This is a genomic window from Pseudomonas sp. FP1154, assembly GCF_030687245.1.
Classification (GTDB): domain Bacteria; phylum Pseudomonadota; class Gammaproteobacteria; order Pseudomonadales; family Pseudomonadaceae; genus Aquipseudomonas; species Aquipseudomonas rhizophila.
The window spans coordinates 2,688,356-2,705,130 of the sequence record NZ_CP117465.1 but is presented as its reverse complement, the minus strand read 5'-3'; the positions used below and the strand labels follow the sequence as shown (position 1 = coordinate 2,705,130).

Below are 16,775 nucleotides of genomic sequence, written 5' to 3'. Positions count from 1 at the left end.
GGCTATGGCAGGGCTGGACGGCGCACCTTGATGCCCCAGCCCTGCTGCATGCCGGCGGCCGCCAGCAGGATCGCTGCCACACCCAGCCACTGCAGCAACTCGAGGCGATGACCGAAGGCGAACCAGTCGACGAAAATCGCCGCGATCGGATAGATGAACGACAATGCGCCGGTCAATGCGGTGGGTAGCCGTTGAATCGCGCTGTATAGCAACACATACATCACGCCGGTATGAACCATGCCCAGGGTTACCAGGCTAGCCCAGGCCTCGGGCTGCTGCGGCAACGCCGAAAAGTTCGCCCAGGGTGCCAACAGCAACACACCGGTGCTGACCTGAATCAGCGCGATCAAGTGCGGCGGTGTCCCGGTCAGATGCTTGATGATCAACGCCGCAATGGCGTACAGCAAGGCAGCGCCCAGCGCCAGGGCGATACCCGTCAGATAGTCGCCGCCACCCTGCCCTTGCTCACCGTGGGCGCTGACGATGGCCAACATGCCGAGAAACGACACCGCCAGCCAGAACAGCTTTTGGGCGGTGATTTTTTCCCCCAGCAACAACGCCGCCAATCCCACCAGCATGAACGGCTGAACGTTGTACACCGCCGTACCGATGGCAATCGACGCGCGGGAGTACGAAGCAAACAGCAGCACCCAGTTGCCCACGATCGCCACGCCACTGAGCACCGCCAGCAGGAAGGTGGTGCGCGTCAGGAGACCCGGACGCAAGAATCCGAAACCGGCGCAAATCAGCAGCAAGGTCGCAGCACCGAACACGCAGCGCCAGAACACCACGTCCAGCACTGGCACACCGGAAACCAGCACGAACCAGCCGATGGTTCCGGAAATCAACATGGCGGCGGTCATTTCCAGCGAACCGCGACGTAAGGTCTTGTCCATCTTCAGGCTCCTTCAGCAAGTGGGCACAGTATGCCGAGCCAAAGGGGCGCTCCTCCATGGCACGAGAAAGGCTAAACTGGCTTTCGACCTTTTTTATCAAGGCAACTTCGAGCATTGGCCTAACGGAGTGAAAAATGACTGACGACATCGACCAGATCCTCATCAGCGCTCTGATGGAAGACTCCAGGCGTTCCCTCAAGGCCCTGGCAAACGTGAGCGGCCTGTCTTCCCCCAGCGTCGCCGAGCGCCTTCGAAGGCTCGAAGAGCGTGGCGTGCTCAGGGCATACACCGTTGAAGTGGACCCCAAGTGCTTCGGCTACCAGCTCCAGGCGATTGTGCGTATTCGCCCGTTACCGGGGCAGTTGCAGGAAGTGGAACGGCAGATCCAGGCCATCGCTGAATTTACCGAATGTGACAAGGTCACCGGCGATGACTGCTTCATCGCTCGGCTGCATGTGCGTTCGATGGAGCAACTGGACACGTTGCTGGACAAGCTCAATGTTCTGGCAGAAACCAACACCGCCATCGTCAAGAAGACTCCGGTCAAGCGGCGACTGCCACCCATGGCATGAACCTGACCCGGCCTCGGTGTCATCCGAGGCCGGGATTTATGTTACTCGAGGTCTTCCAGCTCAGGACTGCGCTGCACTTTTTGCACCTCATCCTGAGGCGCATTGCTTGCTTTCATCAATTTTAGCGGCACGATTTTTTCACAAGCATTCTTGCCATCGGCATAGACGCCACTGTGGTTACATTTCCAGTCATAGAAGTTGGCCAAGGCCGCGGACAATTGCAGGCTGTAGTCCGTGCTTTGGGTGCCCGGCGTAAAGGGTTGGCCGGCGGGGATGTTCTGGAACCATTTCATCCACTCTTCAGTACCCGGCGCTGGTGGGTTGGCCTGGAAAGTCGGGTTCATGATCGCCAGTTGCTGGTATTCAGCGGTCATGTGACAGCTCAGGCATGAAGCCTGCGGGTTGTCCACCGGCCCATTGAGGCGTCCGTTCCAACCCAGGTGGGTCGGCGGCAGTTCTTTGGTATTGGCATTGATTGCGGTCTGCTTCAACGCAGGGTTGATTTTGGTTTCTGTCGGGGTCGGATTGGTGAACTCGCTGCTGGTCACTTCAGGGTCGTTACCCCACATGATTCCGACCGGCACCAGGTTTTCCCAGTCGCCTTTGCTTTTATCGATGCCGTTGTACTGAAAGGTCCCGAAGAGCCATCCGGTCTCGCTGACACGCGAGTCACGCACGGCAATGTCCATCTGGATCAATGCGACTTTTTTCACGACGCGATCAGTGGATGTAAACGTGACGGCGGTGTAGGCATCCAGCAGCAAGGGATTGGCCAACGACGGCACCGAATTGACATCGATGTCCGCATACAACGCCTTACACACCACGGTGCCGTTGGGGAAGCTCTTGGGCTTTGAAGTGAAGCTCGGGTCAGGGTTCTGCGGATCTTTCCAGACCTGGCCGATGGTAAAGGCACCGATATCGTTATAGATCCCCACCGCATAAGTCTGACCGGACTCCAACTGTGTGTGAGCGAGCTGTTTAGGCTGAATCGGCGCCTCTCGAGTCAGCCCGTGGATGCCTTCACGCCCGCTCGGCCCGTAATGCTGCCAGGGCATGTGGTACCACTGGCGGACGGTGTTTTTCTGCACATTCCAGTTGGTCTCGGCGTTGCCCTCCAGACAGTATTGCTTGACGCCCTCCATATAGGCTCGCCAGGTTTCAAAATCATTGCTGCGTGTTGTTGGCAGAATCTTGAAGAACGCTGGCATCGACGCGGCGCCAGGGGCAGTGGTGGGATAGTTCTGGCTGAGCTGGAACGCAGGGCCGGAATATTCACTCTTGGGAGGGGCGAAGCCGAAATCAGGGAAGGTGCCGGCATTGGCCATGGACGACCCGCCGGCCAAGGTCATGAGTACAAGGATCTTTGCGTGGGACTTAATCATCGGTATCTCCTTATAGGGGCAACGCCTGCCAAATCATCGATCTCCTGATTGATGCGCAGGGCTTCCTTTGTTATTGGGCCAGGGCGCGTTGCCCCCGCCGGCTCACGGTTAACGCTCAGTGACGTGCGTACACCTCCTTGGCGCCTGAAAAACGGGCGCAATCAGACCTGGCTCGGATAGCCGAATGCGAACGATATTGGGGGGGAACGTGGCGAAGATTTCGCGCGGTGGTTGACCGGTTTACCTCATGCCGCCCCTGGCAATGCAATCCCTTGTCATAGTTGTAGATCAATTATTCAAAGGCGCCATCACGATTCGGCTTTTTTGCGGGCAATTGGCCATAACGAAAAATCGGGGACGAAAAAAAGCCCGCCGAAGCGGGCTTTTCATATCACGCATGCAATCAGTCGTCGCGACCCATCAGGCCGAACAGCTGCAACAGGCTGACGAACAGGTTGTAGATCGATACATACAGGCTGATGGTCGCCATGATGTAGTTGCGCTCGCCGCCGTGGATGATGGCGCTGGTCTGATACAGGATGCAGACCGACGAGAACAGCACGAAGCCGGCGCTGATTGCCAGTTGCAGGCCGCTGATCTGGAAGAAGAAGCTGGCAACTACCGCACCGAGCAACACGAAGAAGCCTGCGGTGATGAAACCGCTCAGGAAGCTCATGTCCTTGCGGGAGATCAGCACGTAGGCCGACAGACCACCGAACACCAGCGCGGTCATGGCGAATGCCGAGCTGACCACTTCGGCGCCACCCTGCATTCCCAGGTAGCGGTTGAGGATCGGGCCGAGCAGAAAGCCCATGAAGCCGGTCAGGGCGAAGGCCGAAACCAGGCCCCAGGCCGAATCGCGGAGCTTGTTGGTGAGGAAGAAAAGGCCGTAGAAACCGATCAGCACCACGAAGATGTTCGGGTAGCCGACGCGCATCTGTTGTGCAACGAAGGCCATCACACCGCTGAAAGCGAGCGTGAGTGCCAGCAGGCCATAAGTGTTGCGCAGGACGCGGCTAACCTCTAGCTGCTCAGCCTGCACGCTGTTGTTCACTGCGTAATCCTGTTCGCGCATGGCGACACTCCTCCGGTTTTGAAACATTCAGTGGCAAGGATGATAACAGACGCTCTGTAACAAGCTACGTAGAGAGTTTGACAGTGTGTTTCATTCGGGTATTATGGCGCCCGCAACGCAATACGGAGGTGTGGCCGAGTGGTTTAAGGCAACGGTCTTGAAAACCGTCGACTGTAACAGGTCCATGAGTTCGAATCCCATCGCCTCCGCCATCTTTATACGACAAAGCCCTGATTTTTCAGGGCTTTGTCGTTTCTGGCGCACACGGCTTCTGTTGCGCTACCCTGGTTCTCCCGCCAGAAAACCACGCACCTGAGTTGGCGCTATTGGTTATCCAATCGATCAGGCGCGAGGATCTCCTCAAGAAAATCGATGAACACATTGATCCGACTGGAGCCCCGGTGATTGGGTAAATACAGGGCATTGATACAGCTGCTCGCGCTGCCGGGATTGACTTCATAATGCTCCAGCAACCGTGCCAGCCGGCCGGCGGCGACGTCGTCACGTACCAGCCAGTCGGCCAACAGGGCCACTCCGCCGCCTGCGATCGCCGCTTCACGCAGGATATCGGCGTTGTTGCTTTGCAGGCGACCGTGGACGTTGAGCTGGATGCTTTCGTCCTCGCCCTGGAACGTCCAGTGGTGGTGCGAACCACCGTAATCGAAGCGCAGGCATTGTAGCTCCAGCAAATCACGGGGATGAGACGGCTCCGCGTGACGACTCAGATAGTCCGGGCTGGCCACCACCCAGCGCTGGAAGGCCCCTACCCGTTTGCTGACGATATCCTCACTGACCACCGACGATCCGAGACGCACCGACACATCGATCTGTTCGCTCAGCAGGTCGCTGACCTGATCGCTCAACGACACGCTGATTTCCAGTCCTGGATGACGAGCAAGCAATCGACCCAGATGCGGCGCGATGATTCGTCGACCAAACTCCACCGGGACGCTGATCCGTAGGCGTCCCTGGGCCTCGATGCCACGGTCGGCGACTACGGCATCGGCTTGATCAATGGCATCGAGAATGGCGACGGCCTTCTCGAAATAGGTTTGCCCAGCGACGGTAACGCTGGTGTTGCGAGTCGTACGGTTAAGAAGACTGGCGCCCAACTCATTTTCGAGTCCTGCCACCTGGCGTGTCACCGAAGATGTCGAGATGCCGAGTTTGCGTGCCGCGGCGGAATAACCACCACAACGCACGGTTTCAACAAACATCTTCAATGCCAGCAGCTTGTCCATAGGTGCAATCCGGTCGAAAAGGAACGCAGACGATTGTGCATCACTCGTCTCGCGCCGTCTTGTACGAACGTACCTCACACCTTTCACCGACGCCTGGCGCTCAGGCCTCTGCCTTACGTCCCAGAAACATTAGCAAAGCCAGAGCAGGCAACAATGCCACCGTCACGGCAGACAGGTTCCAGCCGAAATGTTCATACAGTGGGCTCGCCACCAACGAGCCCAAGGCACCACCCACGAAGATGCTGGTCATGTAAACCGCATTCAGGCGCGCGCGACTGTGCGGGTCGATGGCATACACCTCTCGTTGGCCCAGCACCATGTTCAGTTGCACGGCGAAATCCAGCAGCACTGCACACACCACCAGCCAGAGGTAACTGCTGCCAGGCAGCGCCGCGATCAATAGCGAGACGGGTGCCAACAGCAGTGCAGCCAGCGTCCCGCGGCGGCCATGCCCAGCATCGGCCAAGCGCCCGGCAATCGGTGCTGCCAATGCACCGACGGCTCCGACCAGCGCAAAAATCGCAACCTGCGCCTGACTGAACGCGTGGTTACGTACCAGCTCAATGGGCGCGAGGGTCCAGAAGAGGCTGAAGCTGGCGAACAATAAGCCCTGATACAACGAACGTTGCCGCAGAACCGGGTGGCGACGGGCAAGCGCAAACACCGAACCGATCAACGCCGGGTACGTGGCCTGATGAGTCGGCACACGCCGCGGCAGCGCAGTCGCCATAATCACGGCGATGACGGCCATCAGTGCCGCGGCGCTGAAAAACACCCCGCGCCAGCCGAACACTTCCACCAGCAGGCTCGACAGCGGACGTGACAGCAGAATGCCCAGCAACAGCCCGCTCATGATGTTGCCAACAACGCGCCCACGCGTTGCTTCCGGCGCCAGATGCGCCGCCAGCGGCACAAGAATCTGCACCGCCACTGAGGTAAGACCGATCAGCAGGGACAATATGAGGAACATCGACGGCGAATGCGTCAGACCGGCACACAACAGGGTCACGCTCGCGGCGAGGGTAAAACCCACGACAAGGCGTCGGTTTTCCATCAGGTCGGCCAGTGGCACCAGCAACAGCAGGCCCAACGCATAACCAAACTGTGTGAGCGAAACAATCAGACTGGCATTGGCGCTGGACAGGCCGATCTGCGGCGCGATCAGTTCGACAATTGGCTGAGCGTAATAAAGGTTGGCAACGACCGCGCCGCAGCAAAACGCCAGGAACGCGACCATCAGGCCAGAGAGTGAAGCAGATTGTTCGGCCTTGGCCGTTGCCGCCGGGTTACCCGTGAGCATGATGACACCTCGTTGAGTTCGAGAAAGTGGCGTCAAGGCTAAAGGCAGCGGTCGATCCGCAGAATCCACCCCATGAGCAATTGAGTGATGCGCCATATGCAACGCGCACTCGCCTTGCGCTTGGCGCAACAGGCTATTGCGCGATCCGCGGATACTCCAACAGCCACACCTTCCTTACCCTCGGCACTTGGCGCAGAGGTCTCTCCTCCGGCGCCCTTCCCAGGCTGACCGAGGAGCTGTTCATGACCCCCAACTCATCATCACTTGCGACCGCGCGTCTGCGGCACCGGGCATTTTCATGAAGGGCAGTTTCATCAGAGCCAGGCCGTTATGGATCAGCGCCGTGGTCCTGGCTTCGGTAGGCGCCATCGGGGCCGTGATGCTGATGTGGCGTCCGGCGATAGCCCCCATCGAGCGTCCGCGAACCTTCGATTCCGCACAATTGCAACGCGGTGCTCGCGTTGTCGAGGCGGGCGATTGTGCGGTGTGCCATACACGACCCGGGGGCCAATACATGGCGGGGGGCCTGCCGCTAAGAACGCCGTTTGGCACGCTCTACAGCACCAATATCACTGCGGATCCGCAGACCGGAATTGGCCAATGGTCGCTGCCGGCATTCGAGCGGGCGATGCGCGAAGGGATCTCACGCGATGGTCACTTCCTTTACCCGGCCTTTCCATATGTACATTACCGGCGCATGACCACAGACGACATCGCTGACGCCTATGCGTACTTGATGAGCGGCCCTGCCGTGGACTCACCGGCCATGCAAAACAACATGAACTTCCCGATGAACATCCGCCCGCTAGTCTCATTCTGGAATCTGCTGTTCCTGCACGCCAAGCCACTCACGCCAGTAGCACGACAATCTGAAGCCTGGAATCGCGGGCGTTATCTGGTCCAAGGGCCCGGCCACTGCGCAGGGTGTCATTCACCTCTGAACTTACTCGGTGCCCAGAAGAGCGGCGAAAGCCTGGCGGGCGGTTCCGTGGAGGGTTGGCAAGCGCCTTCGCTGCTCGGCATGGCTCGTCGTGCAAACGCATGGAGCACTGAGCAATTGGTGCGCTACCTTCGCGCGGAAATCGTGGAGGGGCATGGCACCGCGGCTGGACCGATGCGTGCGGTCAGTCTTGGCCTGGCACGCATGCCGGTGGCCGATGCAGAGGCGATTGCCGAGTACTTGCTGAGTCTGCCCGGCAGGGCTGTGATCAGGGAAATCCATCCCGATGCTGCCAGCGCCGAGCCCACCGCTCAAGCCAGTGGCGCCCTGCTCTTCGCCAGCGCCTGTGCCGGTTGCCATGGCGCGGCGGCACCGATGCGCGAAATCGACGGGCGTCCGGCGCTGAATCGTACGTCAGCATTACAAGCCTCAAGCGCGCGCAACTTCCTGAAAACCGTACTCGATGGCATCCCGGCCACCCCGGGCGTGCCGGGTCCGGTGATGCCGCCGTTTGCCGCCAGCCTCGACAACGCCCAACTCTCAGCCCTGGCGTCATACCTGCGCCACCAGGCCAGTCCCGACCAACCCTGGACTGACCTTTCTGCCACCCTTGAAGCGATACGCCAGGAGACGAAATGACCCAAGTCACTCTCAATGTCAACGGCTCGCCCCAGACACTGGAGCTGGAACCTGACATGCCGCTGCTCTACGCGCTGCGCAATCACCTGGGGCTCAATGGCGTCAAATACGGGTGCGGCTTGGGCCAATGCGGTGCCTGTACCGTCATTGTCGATGACAAGCCTGTGTTTTCCTGCGTGACACCCTGCGCGGGCCTTGAAGGCAAACAGGTTAGAACGGTTGAAAGCCTCGGCACCGTCGAGCGCCCCGGCCCTTTACAGAAGGCCTTCATCGATAAACAGGCGGCCCAGTGCGGCTACTGCATCGCCGGTATGTTGATGCGCGCCCAGGCATTACTGGAAAGCAATCCGTCCCCGGACGAACAGACCATACGCCAGTACATGGCAGGCAACCTGTGTCGGTGCGGAACCCACCTGCGAATTATCGACGCGATCAGCCTTGTAGCCAGGCAAAACCGGAGTTCGCTATGACGCAGGTTAAAGAGATGGCTCACAGTCGCCGCGCCTTCTTGAAGGGCGGCGCCTTGTTGATGGCATTCACCCTCGCGCCGATGACCCGACGCGCATGGGCAGACACCGAAGTTGATACGCTTGGCACGGTAGTGCGGGCGCCGGACCTGCCCGGCAGCCTGCGCACCAACCCCTATCTCGATGCCTGGATCCGGGTCGGCGCAGATGGCATCACCGTCTACACCGGCAAGGTTGAGTTGGGCACCGGCGTCAAGACAGCCCTATTGCAAATAGCCGCGGAACGCCTGGAAGTCTCCCCGGCGGCGATCAATTTGCTTACCGCCGATACGGCTCTGACACCTAACGAAGGCTACACCGCCGGTAGCCACAGTATTTTCGACAGTGGGACCGCGCTGTACAACGCGGCGGCGCAGGTGCGTGAGTTACTGCTGGAGTCGGCCGGGCGTAGCTGGGAGGTATTGCCGGCACTGCTGAGCACCGAGCAAGGCATCATTCTCGGCCCCACTGGGCAGCGAATGAGCTATGCCGACGCCGTCAAGAATGTCGATCTGCACCTCTATGCCAAGGCCGAATCGCCAGTCATGCCGGCGACGCAATTCAAGCTGATCGGCCATTCGCTGCAAAGGCTGGATATTGCGGCCAAAGTCAGCGGCGGTGCCGCGTTCGTTCAAGACATTCGTCTGCCAGGCATGGTGCATGCGCGAGTCATCCGCCCGCCGCGTCCCGGCAGCAGGCTGGAGGTCTTCGATGCGAAATCGATCAAGATGCTGCCCGGGGTCGTGCAAGTGATTCGTGATGGTAATTATCTGGCCGTGGTGGCGCTTGATGAATGGCAAGCGATCAAGGCCATGCGCAGCGGATACGAATCGGCCTATTGGAGTGGTGGACAGGCAATCCCCGAGTCTGGATCGATCCATACCTTGCTCGAACGGCTCCCCTCACGCCGTTATCCAATCAGTCATGAAGGTACCCCGCAAGACGTGCCCCACCATAGCTACCGCGCGCGCGTAACCAAACAGTATTTGATGCACGGTTCCATCGGCCCGTCATGCGCCGTGGCCTGGCTCAAGGACGGCACCCTCACGGTCTGGACCCACACACAGGGTGTGTACCCCCTGCGCGCCGGGATTGCCGAAATGACAGGACTGCCACCCGAGCGCGTTCGCTGTATCCACACCGAAGGCTCGGGTTGCTATGGTCACAACGGCGCGGACGATGCAGCAGCCGACGCGGCGCTGATTGCCATGCGACTACCGGGCACCCCGGTTCGGGTGCAGTGGATGCGCGAACAGGAAAATCTCTGGGAGCCCTACAGCTCGGCGATGATTACCGAGGTCCAGGCCAACCTTGATGCGCAGGGTCGACTGCAGGACTGGAACTGCGAGCTATGGACCACGCCTCATAACGAACGCATCGTCAATGCCGGACGCTTGCTGCCGGCGCGGCTGCTGGCCCGCCCTTTCATCTCTGCGCCTTCGGTGCCTATCGCACAACCCGAAGGCGACGGCGATCGCAACGCGGTGCCCTTGTACACATTGGGCTCGACGCGCATCGACATGAACTTCGTCACCGAGATGCCATTTCGCACATCGGCCATGCGTTCACTCGGCGCGCACATCAACATTTTCGCAATCGAAGCCTGCATGGACGAGCTGGCCATCAAGGCCGAAGTCGATCCAGTTGCCTTGCGGCTTGCCCATCTGACCGATCCCAGGGCGCGGGCCGTGGTGGAGCGAGTTCGCGACGCCATTGCCTGGCCGCAAAGAAGCAGCGCTCCTGGCGCGGGCATAGGTTTCGCGTTCGCCCGCTACAAAAACATCATGGGGTATTGCGCCATCGCCGTGCACCTTCAGGTGCACCCTCAGACTGGCGAAGTTCAGATCGATCACGTCGTCACAGCCGTGGACGTTGGGCAGATCGTCAATCCCGACGGCTTGCGCAACCAAGTGCAAGGGGGTGTCGTCCAGTCAACCAGTTGGACGCTGTATGAAAAAGTCGCCTATGACCCCGGAGGCATTCGCAGCTACGACTGGAGTGGTTACCCGATCCTGCGCTTTTCGCAAGTGCCCAAAAAGGTCGACGTCCATCTGCTCGATCAACCGGGACAACCGTTTCTCGGCGCCGCCGAGATCGTCCAGGGACCAATGGCTGCGGCCATTGGCAATGCCATCGCGAATGCCACAGGGCGGCGCTGGTTGAACCTTCCCCTGACTCGCTCGCAGCAGCCGTCATGAACCCGCGCTGCATTGCGAATCACGCAATGCAGCGTGGCGAAGTGTGTGGATTATCAGGCGTCATCGCGCCGTTTAACTTAAGTACAGCCAGTGCCTGGCCCAGGTCAGACGCCACCCTGCCTGCACTTTTCGATTATTGGAGAACACCATGACGCCACATCTGTTTCGTCCCATCGCATTAGGTCCATACACACTTGCACACCGTGTGGCGATGGCACCGCTGACACGCTCTCGCGCCGGGCAACCGGGCGACATTCCGACAGCGATGAATGCCGAGTACTACCGCCAACGTGCAAGCGCCGCCTTGATCATCACCGAAGCGACGCAAATATCGCGACAGGGCCAGGGTTATGCCTGGACGCCGGGCATCTACAGCGATGAACAGGTGCAGGCCTGGGGCGAAGTCAGCGACGCCGTGCATGAGGCGGGCGGCTTGATCTTCATGCAGCTTTGGCATGTGGGCCGCGTATCGCACCCCAGTTTTCAGCCCGACAACGCGCTGCCGGTTGCCCCGAGTGCATTACCCGTACCTGGCAAGACGTTCATTGTCGATACCGATGGTCACGGCGTCTGGGGTGATGTGCCGGTGCCACGAGCGCTGCAAACCTCGGAGCTCGCCGGCATTATCAGCGACTACCGCAAGGCTGCACGCAATGCGATGAACGCCGGAATGGATGGTGTGGAAATTCACGCGGGCAATGGTTATCTGCTGGATCAATTTATCAACAGTAACAGTAACCAGCGCACTGACCGTTACGGCGGCAGCCTGGAAAATCGTGCTCGCCTGTTACTGGAAGTGGTGGCTGCCGTAGTCGATGAGGTCGGTCCAGAACGCGTGGGCGTGCGTCTGACACCCATGGGGCGCTTCATGGGCATGGGTGATGAAACCCCTGAGGCTACATTCGGCCATATCGTGCGTTCGTTGAACCACTGGAACCTGGCCTACCTGCACCTCGTCGAGCCCGCCGTCGTCGGCACTGTAAAAGATGAGAACTTCGATCCGCGCTGGGATGCCATTATCGGTCAGTTGCGTGCAGCCTGGGACGGCGTACTGATGATCGCCGGTGGCTACGATCCAAAGACGGCAGAACAGGCGCTGATCGACGGCCGCGCGGACATCATCGCGTTCGGCAGGCCGTTTCTGGCCAATCCTGATCTGCCACGGCGAATTCGCGAAGGGTTGTCACTCAATACGCCGGATTCGAGCACATTCTTTGGTGGCGACCAGCGTGGATATGTGGATTATCCGCTTCATTCCTGAGCTGTGACCGTTGTAATAGACCAAGCCAAAAGTCGGCCGCCACTGTGGCGGCTGACTTAATCTACGCCCGCCGCCAGCCTCCCACATCGCCCCGCCTCCTTAGCGCTACACTCACGTCATTGACGTACCACGCCACCGTTAGCAGGGAGCTCAACGTGCACCCAGGCAAAAGCAGACCCACGCCACCTATACAACACCAAACAAACACTCCACCCATCGTCCCAAGCGCCGCAATCCTGCCTTGTCTTGGCAACTCACCGATCTGCCCGATCAAGAGCCTTGACGGGAGGACCGCGTGACCACTCTCATTAAAAAATATAAATGGCCCGCCTTATTGGCTGTCGCGCTTGCTGTGTTTTCGGCCTTGATATTCTTTTTAGTCAAGTCCTACACCTACGACGCCTCCACCTATTTCGAGTCCCGGGATTTCATCCGCCAACTCAAACAATCCGACGCCAACTGGAACGTCAAAATCCTGCGAAAAAAGATCGGCATCAATAACAACCTGTCGCTGACCCCGCCACCTGAAGCGGCCAGTCGATGGGCGCAGTTGGAGCAGCTCAACAATTCTGGCCCTTTGGCGGCCCTTTGGGCATCCAGGCGCCAGGGCTATGTGGAGGCGGTGAAGAACAAAAGCCTGCTGGTGGAGCAGTTCCAGCAACACAACACCCGCTTACGCACCGCTTTGGATGCGCTGCCACTTGCCGAGGACGACATCCAGACACGGCTCAGGGAGATGGATGCCGACACTCCGATAAACCGCTTAGAGATTGCCTCCAGTGTCCTTGACCTGACTCTGACAACGCTTGAGTACGCCCTTTATGTCACCTCGGACAAGGCCGAAGAAGTAAGGAGCCAGCTCAATGCGCTGGAGCAATACATCGCCCAACTGCCCCCTTCCTACCAGCCGTCCTTTAGCACGCTGACACAACATGTCGAATCCATTATCCAGGAACAACCGATCGTCAATGACCTCATTGACCGCATCAGTGTGATCCCGGTCGCCCAAGAGCTCGACAGTATTAACGAGCTGTTGAACGAAACCCAACGCAGGACCGCCGAGACCGAACGCCAATATCACGTCTATCTGGCTGTATGCGCCGGCCTCATGGCCATTTTGATGATCTACCTTGCTGCGCGGTTGGTTCGCAGTTCCGCGCTCATCACTCAGATTAACCAGGAACTGCAATTCTCCAATGAACGGCTGGAAGAACGGGTGGAAGATCGCACTCGCGAGTTGATGCAGGCCGAACGTGAGCTGGTGGAGGCGGCGCGAATGGCGGGAATGGCCGAGATCGCGACCAACGTGTTGCATAACGTGGGGAACGTTCTCAACAGCGTGAATATTTCGGCGGACCTGGTGACCCGCAAGTTGAAAAACAGCAAGACGCTCGGTCTGGGCAAAGCGGTAAAAATGATGAATGAGCATGCCGAGGATTTGGGCCGTTTCATTACCCTGGATGAAAAAGGCAAATTGTTGCCTCGTTATTTCAATGAGCTGGTCGAGTCCATCAATGCCGAACAGGGACTGCTCATTGACGAGCTGGCACAACTGACCAAGAGTATTGACCACATCAAGGAAATCGTCGCCACCCAACAAACCTACGCTGGCGCCGCGAGATTGATCGAGCCGCTCAATGTCAGGGATTTGTTCGAAGATGCGTTACGCATGAACGCAGGCGCGCTGAGCCGGCACCATGTCACGGTCATCAAGGATTTTCAGGACATCCCCACCATCCTGGGAGACAAGCACAGGTTGCTGTTGATCCTGATCAACCTGATCAGCAACGCCAAGTTCGCAATGTCGAATGTTTCCGGGCATCCGCGGGAAATCACGCTGGGGATCCAGATCGTCGCTGAGAGTACGTTACGCCTCAGCGTCAAGGATCGAGGCGAGGGTATTGCGCCGCAGAACCAGGCTCGAATCTTTAACCACGGGTTCACGACCCGCAAGGACGGCCATGGATTTGGCTTGCACAGCTGTGCTCTGGCCGCGGTTGAAATGAATGGTCGTCTCTACGCCCACAGCGATGGGCCTGGTCAAGGGGCCTTGTTCACTCTGGAGATCCCGCTGGAACTGGCCAATACCTGAACCACTGGGGCGAGTTGGCTGCGTGCGCAGCATCCTCCGGGGGTTGCGCGCGTGCAGCCAACTCTTACCTGCGAACACGACCTTCTAGCGCTGCTATTTAGTGTTAGCCGATCGCTCGCTTCGGTTTCTGCGTACCGGCAACGCCGCCGCGTAAGCCAGCGCTTCCTCACGGGAAGCAAAGGAGCCAAGCCGGTCCACTTGGGTGCAGACCCGCCATGGGCCGCTGTTCACACTGAGTACGTCATAACCGTTGATGTGCACTTTCGTTAGCATCGCAGCACTCATAGTTACCTCCTGCCAGATAAACCTAAGGTACGCCCCTTACCTTACACTCAGTTGGCATCAGGGCATCAACCGGGCGTCGCAATTTCCCGGGAGCGGCATACTCGTCAGGGTGAGCCCGAACCCCACAACCTGTTCCACAACCCAGGCAATTGCACCGGCTCGGTGCCGTCTTTGACGGTGCGAGCCAGCGCTGCTCGCTCAAGCGCCTGACGGTCGTCATAAAATGGCTTGGTGTCGGTCTTCACCCCAGTCGCCTGGGCAGCGTCGATCAGAATCTGCAGGTACTCCCGGGCGTGTCGTGCGGTGTAGCGATTGAGATCATGAAAGGTCACCACCACCGGAATGACGCCATCAACGGCAGGTATCTGCCCGCCGGCGATACGTTCACGCACTTCGCTGAGCTGACGTATGAGGTTAATTCGCCGTCTCGGACTCGCCGTGATGCCCCAGACTTTGCCGTCGTTGGCACTCAGATCAGTGAGCAACATGTGCAGGCCATGGCGCCGATAGGCCTCGAAGGTGCGGGTGTCGAAGCTCCAGAACGGCGGCCTCACCAGCCTGGGAGCCGCCCCCGTGATGGCGGCAATGTCGGCGCTCCCATTGAGCAGCGACTGTTCCAGTTCATCTGGGCTGAGGAACCGGTGGTTGCTGTGCCCGGAGGTCGCGGTATGAAAGCCCAGCACATGCCCTTCCTGCTGTTCACGACGCATCACCGAACGCCCGATATCACTGCCACCGGCCCGCGACGCTCGAGTCTGCACAAAAAATACCGCCTTGATCCCCGGCTGCACCGGGTTTTGCGCCAGGGCATCGAGCACGCCCATGCTCGGGTTCCAGAAAGATGATGCGCTGGGCCCGTCATCGAACGTCAGCAGAAAGCGGATCGGCGGTTGCGTGCGAAGGCGTTGTTCGGTCTGCGCAGTCAGTTCGATGGGAGCGCCAATGCACCCCAGCAAAGCGCTGGCAAGGGCTACGAGAGACAACACCCTGGCGAAGATTTTCATTGTGTGCCTTTTATGGTGATCGCACTGACTCGCCTTCGATCCATGGCCCTTGGTGCTCAAGCCCAGCTTGGAGAAGGTTAACCGGGTTTGGTTCCCGGCCGCGAGCCTCGCCGCGCCCCCGATTTTGACCGTCTGGAGATCCGATGGAATTTTCCGCCCGCCTCTGCATCCATCCGTATAGAACTAATTAGGGAGGATTTATGGGCGGGCCATCGCTTTACATCATCGACTACATGCTCCATGGCGAGCCCAAGTCATTCATCATTCGTGCAGAAGTGATGAACAATTCCGAAGCCTGGCATTGGGCCAGTTGCGACGCGGGTGTCGGGCGCATCCCCAAATTCGGGAGGGAAAAGGTCAAGCGGGTGTCAAAACCACTGGCAGAAAAATACGGTATTACCGACGTGCGCTGGCGAGCCAGTGTCGCGCCGGCCTGGGTAAAAGAGTCAGGCTGAGTCCGCAACCCTCTTTGGCGCACCGGCCGTCCGGCCGTGCGCCGTTTTCTTCGCCAGACCCGAAATAACTCAACTACGCTTAATTATCGGTACAACCCGCTGCTGGCGGGCTTTGTGCTGCCCTATACACACTCAATGGAGGTGCGACATGTCTGAAAAAGAGTCCATCACCACCGTGCTCACCTTGCTGGAATCGCGTCAGGCGCGATTGGCGGCAGCCTGCAAAGAAATCGCTGACTGGGTCGACCATCAGGGCGGGCACCCTACCGCCGTGCGCATCCGGGATCGTCTCAATGACATCGAAAAAGACGCCCCCTCTATCCAGAGCGCGCTGACGTCCCTCAAGCCCGCCGAGCGACCACTGCCCAAGTTCCGCTAACGCATTGCGCTGCACAGGCTCTTCCCAAGCTCTACCGGTTGGAAAACCGATGGAACGCTGGCGTTCTTTGCGCCTCGATATGGATATGTATCGGAGCAAAGCCGCTAGAGGGAGAACACCATGTACGCCAGAATCGTGCTGTTGATCGCCTGTGCCTGCCCTTCCGTCGCCATGGCGCAAGGCTGCGATGTAATCACTCGGTCCCAGAGCCAAGCGATACCGAAGATCGAAACCCATAGTTGTTACGAATACAAAGGCGTGCCAGCCGAGGCGATTGGCTGGTCGTGCAGCAACGAAAGCAAAGGTGCACTGAGCACTGAAAAGAACCAGGTCGAACGTTGCGCCCAAGGCTATGTAGCGACGTGCCAGGCCCGGCTGACTCAGGAATCCCTGGCCAATCCGCACTCAACCAGCAAGGACCGTGGCGGCGAGTCAGCCAACATCCCTGACGATGCGCAAGTCACCCGGTACTACTACAACACCGAGCAACTGGCGCAAGCACAGAAAGATTGCGAAACCACCGGTGGGCGCTGGAAAAACCAATGAA

The 16,775-nt window shown here is 59.0% G+C and carries 15 protein-coding genes and 1 tRNA gene; 10 read left to right on the top strand and 6 right to left on the bottom strand.

The genetic code is table 11. From position 1 onward, the window contains the following. Positions 1 to 2 precede the first annotated feature (2 nt). Positions 3 to 896: a DMT family transporter gene (locus tag PSH91_RS12305; protein WP_305468337.1), complete on the bottom strand. Its 894-nt coding sequence runs from the start codon at positions 894 to 896 to the stop codon at positions 3 to 5. Between the two features lie 134 nt (positions 897 to 1,030). Between PSH91_RS12305 and PSH91_RS12300 the strand changes: the two genes are divergently transcribed. Next, the gene (locus tag PSH91_RS12300; protein ID WP_076385016.1) at positions 1,031 to 1,468 is read left to right on the top strand and encodes an Lrp/AsnC family transcriptional regulator; all 438 of its coding nucleotides are present in this window, start codon (positions 1,031 to 1,033) and stop codon (positions 1,466 to 1,468) included. A 41-nt stretch (positions 1,469 to 1,509) separates the two neighbouring features. On the opposite strand, the gene PSH91_RS12295 is transcribed toward PSH91_RS12300, so the two are convergent. Together PSH91_RS12295 and PSH91_RS12290 are read right to left on the bottom strand one after the other, a co-directional pair. Further along, positions 1,510 to 2,853 (bottom strand): hypothetical protein, encoded by a 1,344-nt coding sequence (locus PSH91_RS12295; RefSeq protein ID WP_160892614.1) that lies wholly within the window; start codon positions 2,851 to 2,853, stop codon positions 1,510 to 1,512. Positions 2,854 to 3,256: 403 nt separating this feature from the next. Beyond that, entirely contained in the window at positions 3,257 to 3,928 is a 672-nt protein-coding gene (locus tag PSH91_RS12290; RefSeq protein WP_039588756.1) for a Bax inhibitor-1/YccA family protein, read from the bottom strand. A gap of 124 nt (positions 3,929 to 4,052) precedes the next feature. Between PSH91_RS12290 and PSH91_RS12285 the strand changes: the two genes are divergently transcribed. Continuing rightward, positions 4,053 to 4,140 (top strand) — tRNA-Ser (locus tag PSH91_RS12285). A 111-nt stretch (positions 4,141 to 4,251) separates the two neighbouring features. Here PSH91_RS12285 and PSH91_RS12280 read toward each other — a convergent pair. Continuing rightward, positions 4,252 to 5,169 (bottom strand): LysR family transcriptional regulator, encoded by a 918-nt coding sequence (locus tag PSH91_RS12280; RefSeq protein ID WP_274090387.1) that lies wholly within the window; start codon positions 5,167 to 5,169, stop codon positions 4,252 to 4,254. 100 nt (positions 5,170 to 5,269) lie between these two features. Further along, entirely contained in the window at positions 5,270 to 6,469 is a 1,200-nt protein-coding gene (locus PSH91_RS12275) for an MFS transporter (RefSeq protein WP_160892612.1), read from the bottom strand. A gap of 298 nt (positions 6,470 to 6,767) precedes the next feature. On the opposite strand from PSH91_RS12275, the gene PSH91_RS12270 reads away from it, so the two are divergent. From PSH91_RS12270 to PSH91_RS12250, 5 genes are all read left to right on the top strand, one after another. Continuing rightward, positions 6,768 to 8,048 carry a cytochrome c gene (locus PSH91_RS12270; protein WP_160892610.1) on the top strand — a complete coding sequence of 427 codons (1,281 nt, stop codon included), beginning with the start codon at positions 6,768 to 6,770 and terminating at the stop codon, positions 8,046 to 8,048. Next, positions 8,045 to 8,518: a (2Fe-2S)-binding protein gene (locus tag PSH91_RS12265; RefSeq protein ID WP_305468333.1), complete on the top strand. Its 474-nt coding sequence runs from the start codon at positions 8,045 to 8,047 to the stop codon at positions 8,516 to 8,518. Before PSH91_RS12270 ends, PSH91_RS12265 begins: the two co-directional genes overlap by 4 nt. Next, positions 8,515 to 10,752, top strand: a complete 2,238-nt coding sequence (locus tag PSH91_RS12260) for a molybdopterin cofactor-binding domain-containing protein (RefSeq protein WP_274090384.1) — start codon at positions 8,515 to 8,517, stop codon at positions 10,750 to 10,752. The genes PSH91_RS12265 and PSH91_RS12260 overlap by 4 nt, the downstream gene beginning before the upstream one ends. A gap of 148 nt (positions 10,753 to 10,900) precedes the next feature. Beyond that, positions 10,901 to 12,013, top strand: a complete 1,113-nt coding sequence (locus PSH91_RS12255; protein WP_274090383.1) for an alkene reductase — start codon at positions 10,901 to 10,903, stop codon at positions 12,011 to 12,013. Positions 12,014 to 12,308: 295 nt separating this feature from the next. Further along, complete coding sequence (locus tag PSH91_RS12250) at positions 12,309 to 14,105, top strand: DAHL domain-containing protein (RefSeq protein ID WP_305468331.1); 1,797 nt, start codon at positions 12,309 to 12,311, stop codon at positions 14,103 to 14,105. A 389-nt stretch (positions 14,106 to 14,494) separates the two neighbouring features. Here the strand turns inward: PSH91_RS12250 and PSH91_RS12240 are convergent, their stop codons facing one another. Continuing rightward, positions 14,495 to 15,394, bottom strand: a complete 900-nt coding sequence (locus tag PSH91_RS12240) for a polysaccharide deacetylase family protein (protein WP_047226591.1) — start codon at positions 15,392 to 15,394, stop codon at positions 14,495 to 14,497. Positions 15,395 to 15,594: 200 nt separating this feature from the next. Between PSH91_RS12240 and PSH91_RS12235 the strand changes: the two genes are divergently transcribed. The 3 genes from PSH91_RS12235 to PSH91_RS12225 all read left to right on the top strand — a co-directional run bounded on the left by PSH91_RS12235 (position 15,595) and on the right by PSH91_RS12225 (position 16,774). After that, positions 15,595 to 15,849, top strand: coding sequence for a DUF6555 family protein (locus PSH91_RS12235; RefSeq protein WP_047226592.1), 255 nt, complete (start codon positions 15,595 to 15,597; stop codon positions 15,847 to 15,849). A 148-nt stretch (positions 15,850 to 15,997) separates the two neighbouring features. Continuing rightward, positions 15,998 to 16,228: a hypothetical protein gene (locus PSH91_RS12230; RefSeq protein WP_047226593.1), complete on the top strand. Its 231-nt coding sequence runs from the start codon at positions 15,998 to 16,000 to the stop codon at positions 16,226 to 16,228. Between the two features lie 120 nt (positions 16,229 to 16,348). After that, a complete protein-coding gene (locus PSH91_RS12225) occupies positions 16,349 to 16,774 on the top strand; it encodes a hypothetical protein (protein WP_305468327.1) in 426 nt (141 codons plus the stop codon). Position 16,775: the final 1 nt, after the last annotated feature.

What these genes read in the sequence shown, in the direction of transcription:
- PSH91_RS12265 (WP_305468333.1), top strand. Translation starts at nt 8,045, where the DNA reads ATGACCCAAGTCACTCTCAATGTCAACGGCTCGCCCCAGACACTGGAG.
- PSH91_RS12230 (WP_047226593.1), top strand. Translation starts at nt 15,998, where the DNA reads ATGTCTGAAAAAGAGTCCATCACCACCGTGCTCACCTTGCTGGAATCG.
- PSH91_RS12295 (WP_160892614.1), bottom strand. Translation starts at nt 2,853, where the DNA reads ATGATTAAGTCCCACGCAAAGATCCTTGTACTCATGACCTTGGCCGGC.
- PSH91_RS12275 (WP_160892612.1), bottom strand. Translation starts at nt 6,469, where the DNA reads ATGCTCACGGGTAACCCGGCGGCAACGGCCAAGGCCGAACAATCTGCT.
- PSH91_RS12305 (WP_305468337.1), bottom strand. Translation starts at nt 896, where the DNA reads ATGGACAAGACCTTACGTCGCGGTTCGCTGGAAATGACCGCCGCCATG.
- PSH91_RS12225 (WP_305468327.1), top strand. Translation starts at nt 16,349, where the DNA reads ATGTACGCCAGAATCGTGCTGTTGATCGCCTGTGCCTGCCCTTCCGTC.
- PSH91_RS12240 (WP_047226591.1), bottom strand. Translation starts at nt 15,394, where the DNA reads ATGAAAATCTTCGCCAGGGTGTTGTCTCTCGTAGCCCTTGCCAGCGCT.
- PSH91_RS12290 (WP_039588756.1), bottom strand. Translation starts at nt 3,928, where the DNA reads ATGCGCGAACAGGATTACGCAGTGAACAACAGCGTGCAGGCTGAGCAG.
- PSH91_RS12255 (WP_274090383.1), top strand. Translation starts at nt 10,901, where the DNA reads ATGACGCCACATCTGTTTCGTCCCATCGCATTAGGTCCATACACACTT.
- PSH91_RS12235 (WP_047226592.1), top strand. Translation starts at nt 15,595, where the DNA reads ATGGGCGGGCCATCGCTTTACATCATCGACTACATGCTCCATGGCGAG.
- PSH91_RS12300 (WP_076385016.1), top strand. Translation starts at nt 1,031, where the DNA reads ATGACTGACGACATCGACCAGATCCTCATCAGCGCTCTGATGGAAGAC.
- PSH91_RS12260 (WP_274090384.1), top strand. Translation starts at nt 8,515, where the DNA reads ATGACGCAGGTTAAAGAGATGGCTCACAGTCGCCGCGCCTTCTTGAAG.
- PSH91_RS12280 (WP_274090387.1), bottom strand. Translation starts at nt 5,169, where the DNA reads ATGGACAAGCTGCTGGCATTGAAGATGTTTGTTGAAACCGTGCGTTGT.
- PSH91_RS12270 (WP_160892610.1), top strand. Translation starts at nt 6,768, where the DNA reads ATGAAGGGCAGTTTCATCAGAGCCAGGCCGTTATGGATCAGCGCCGTG.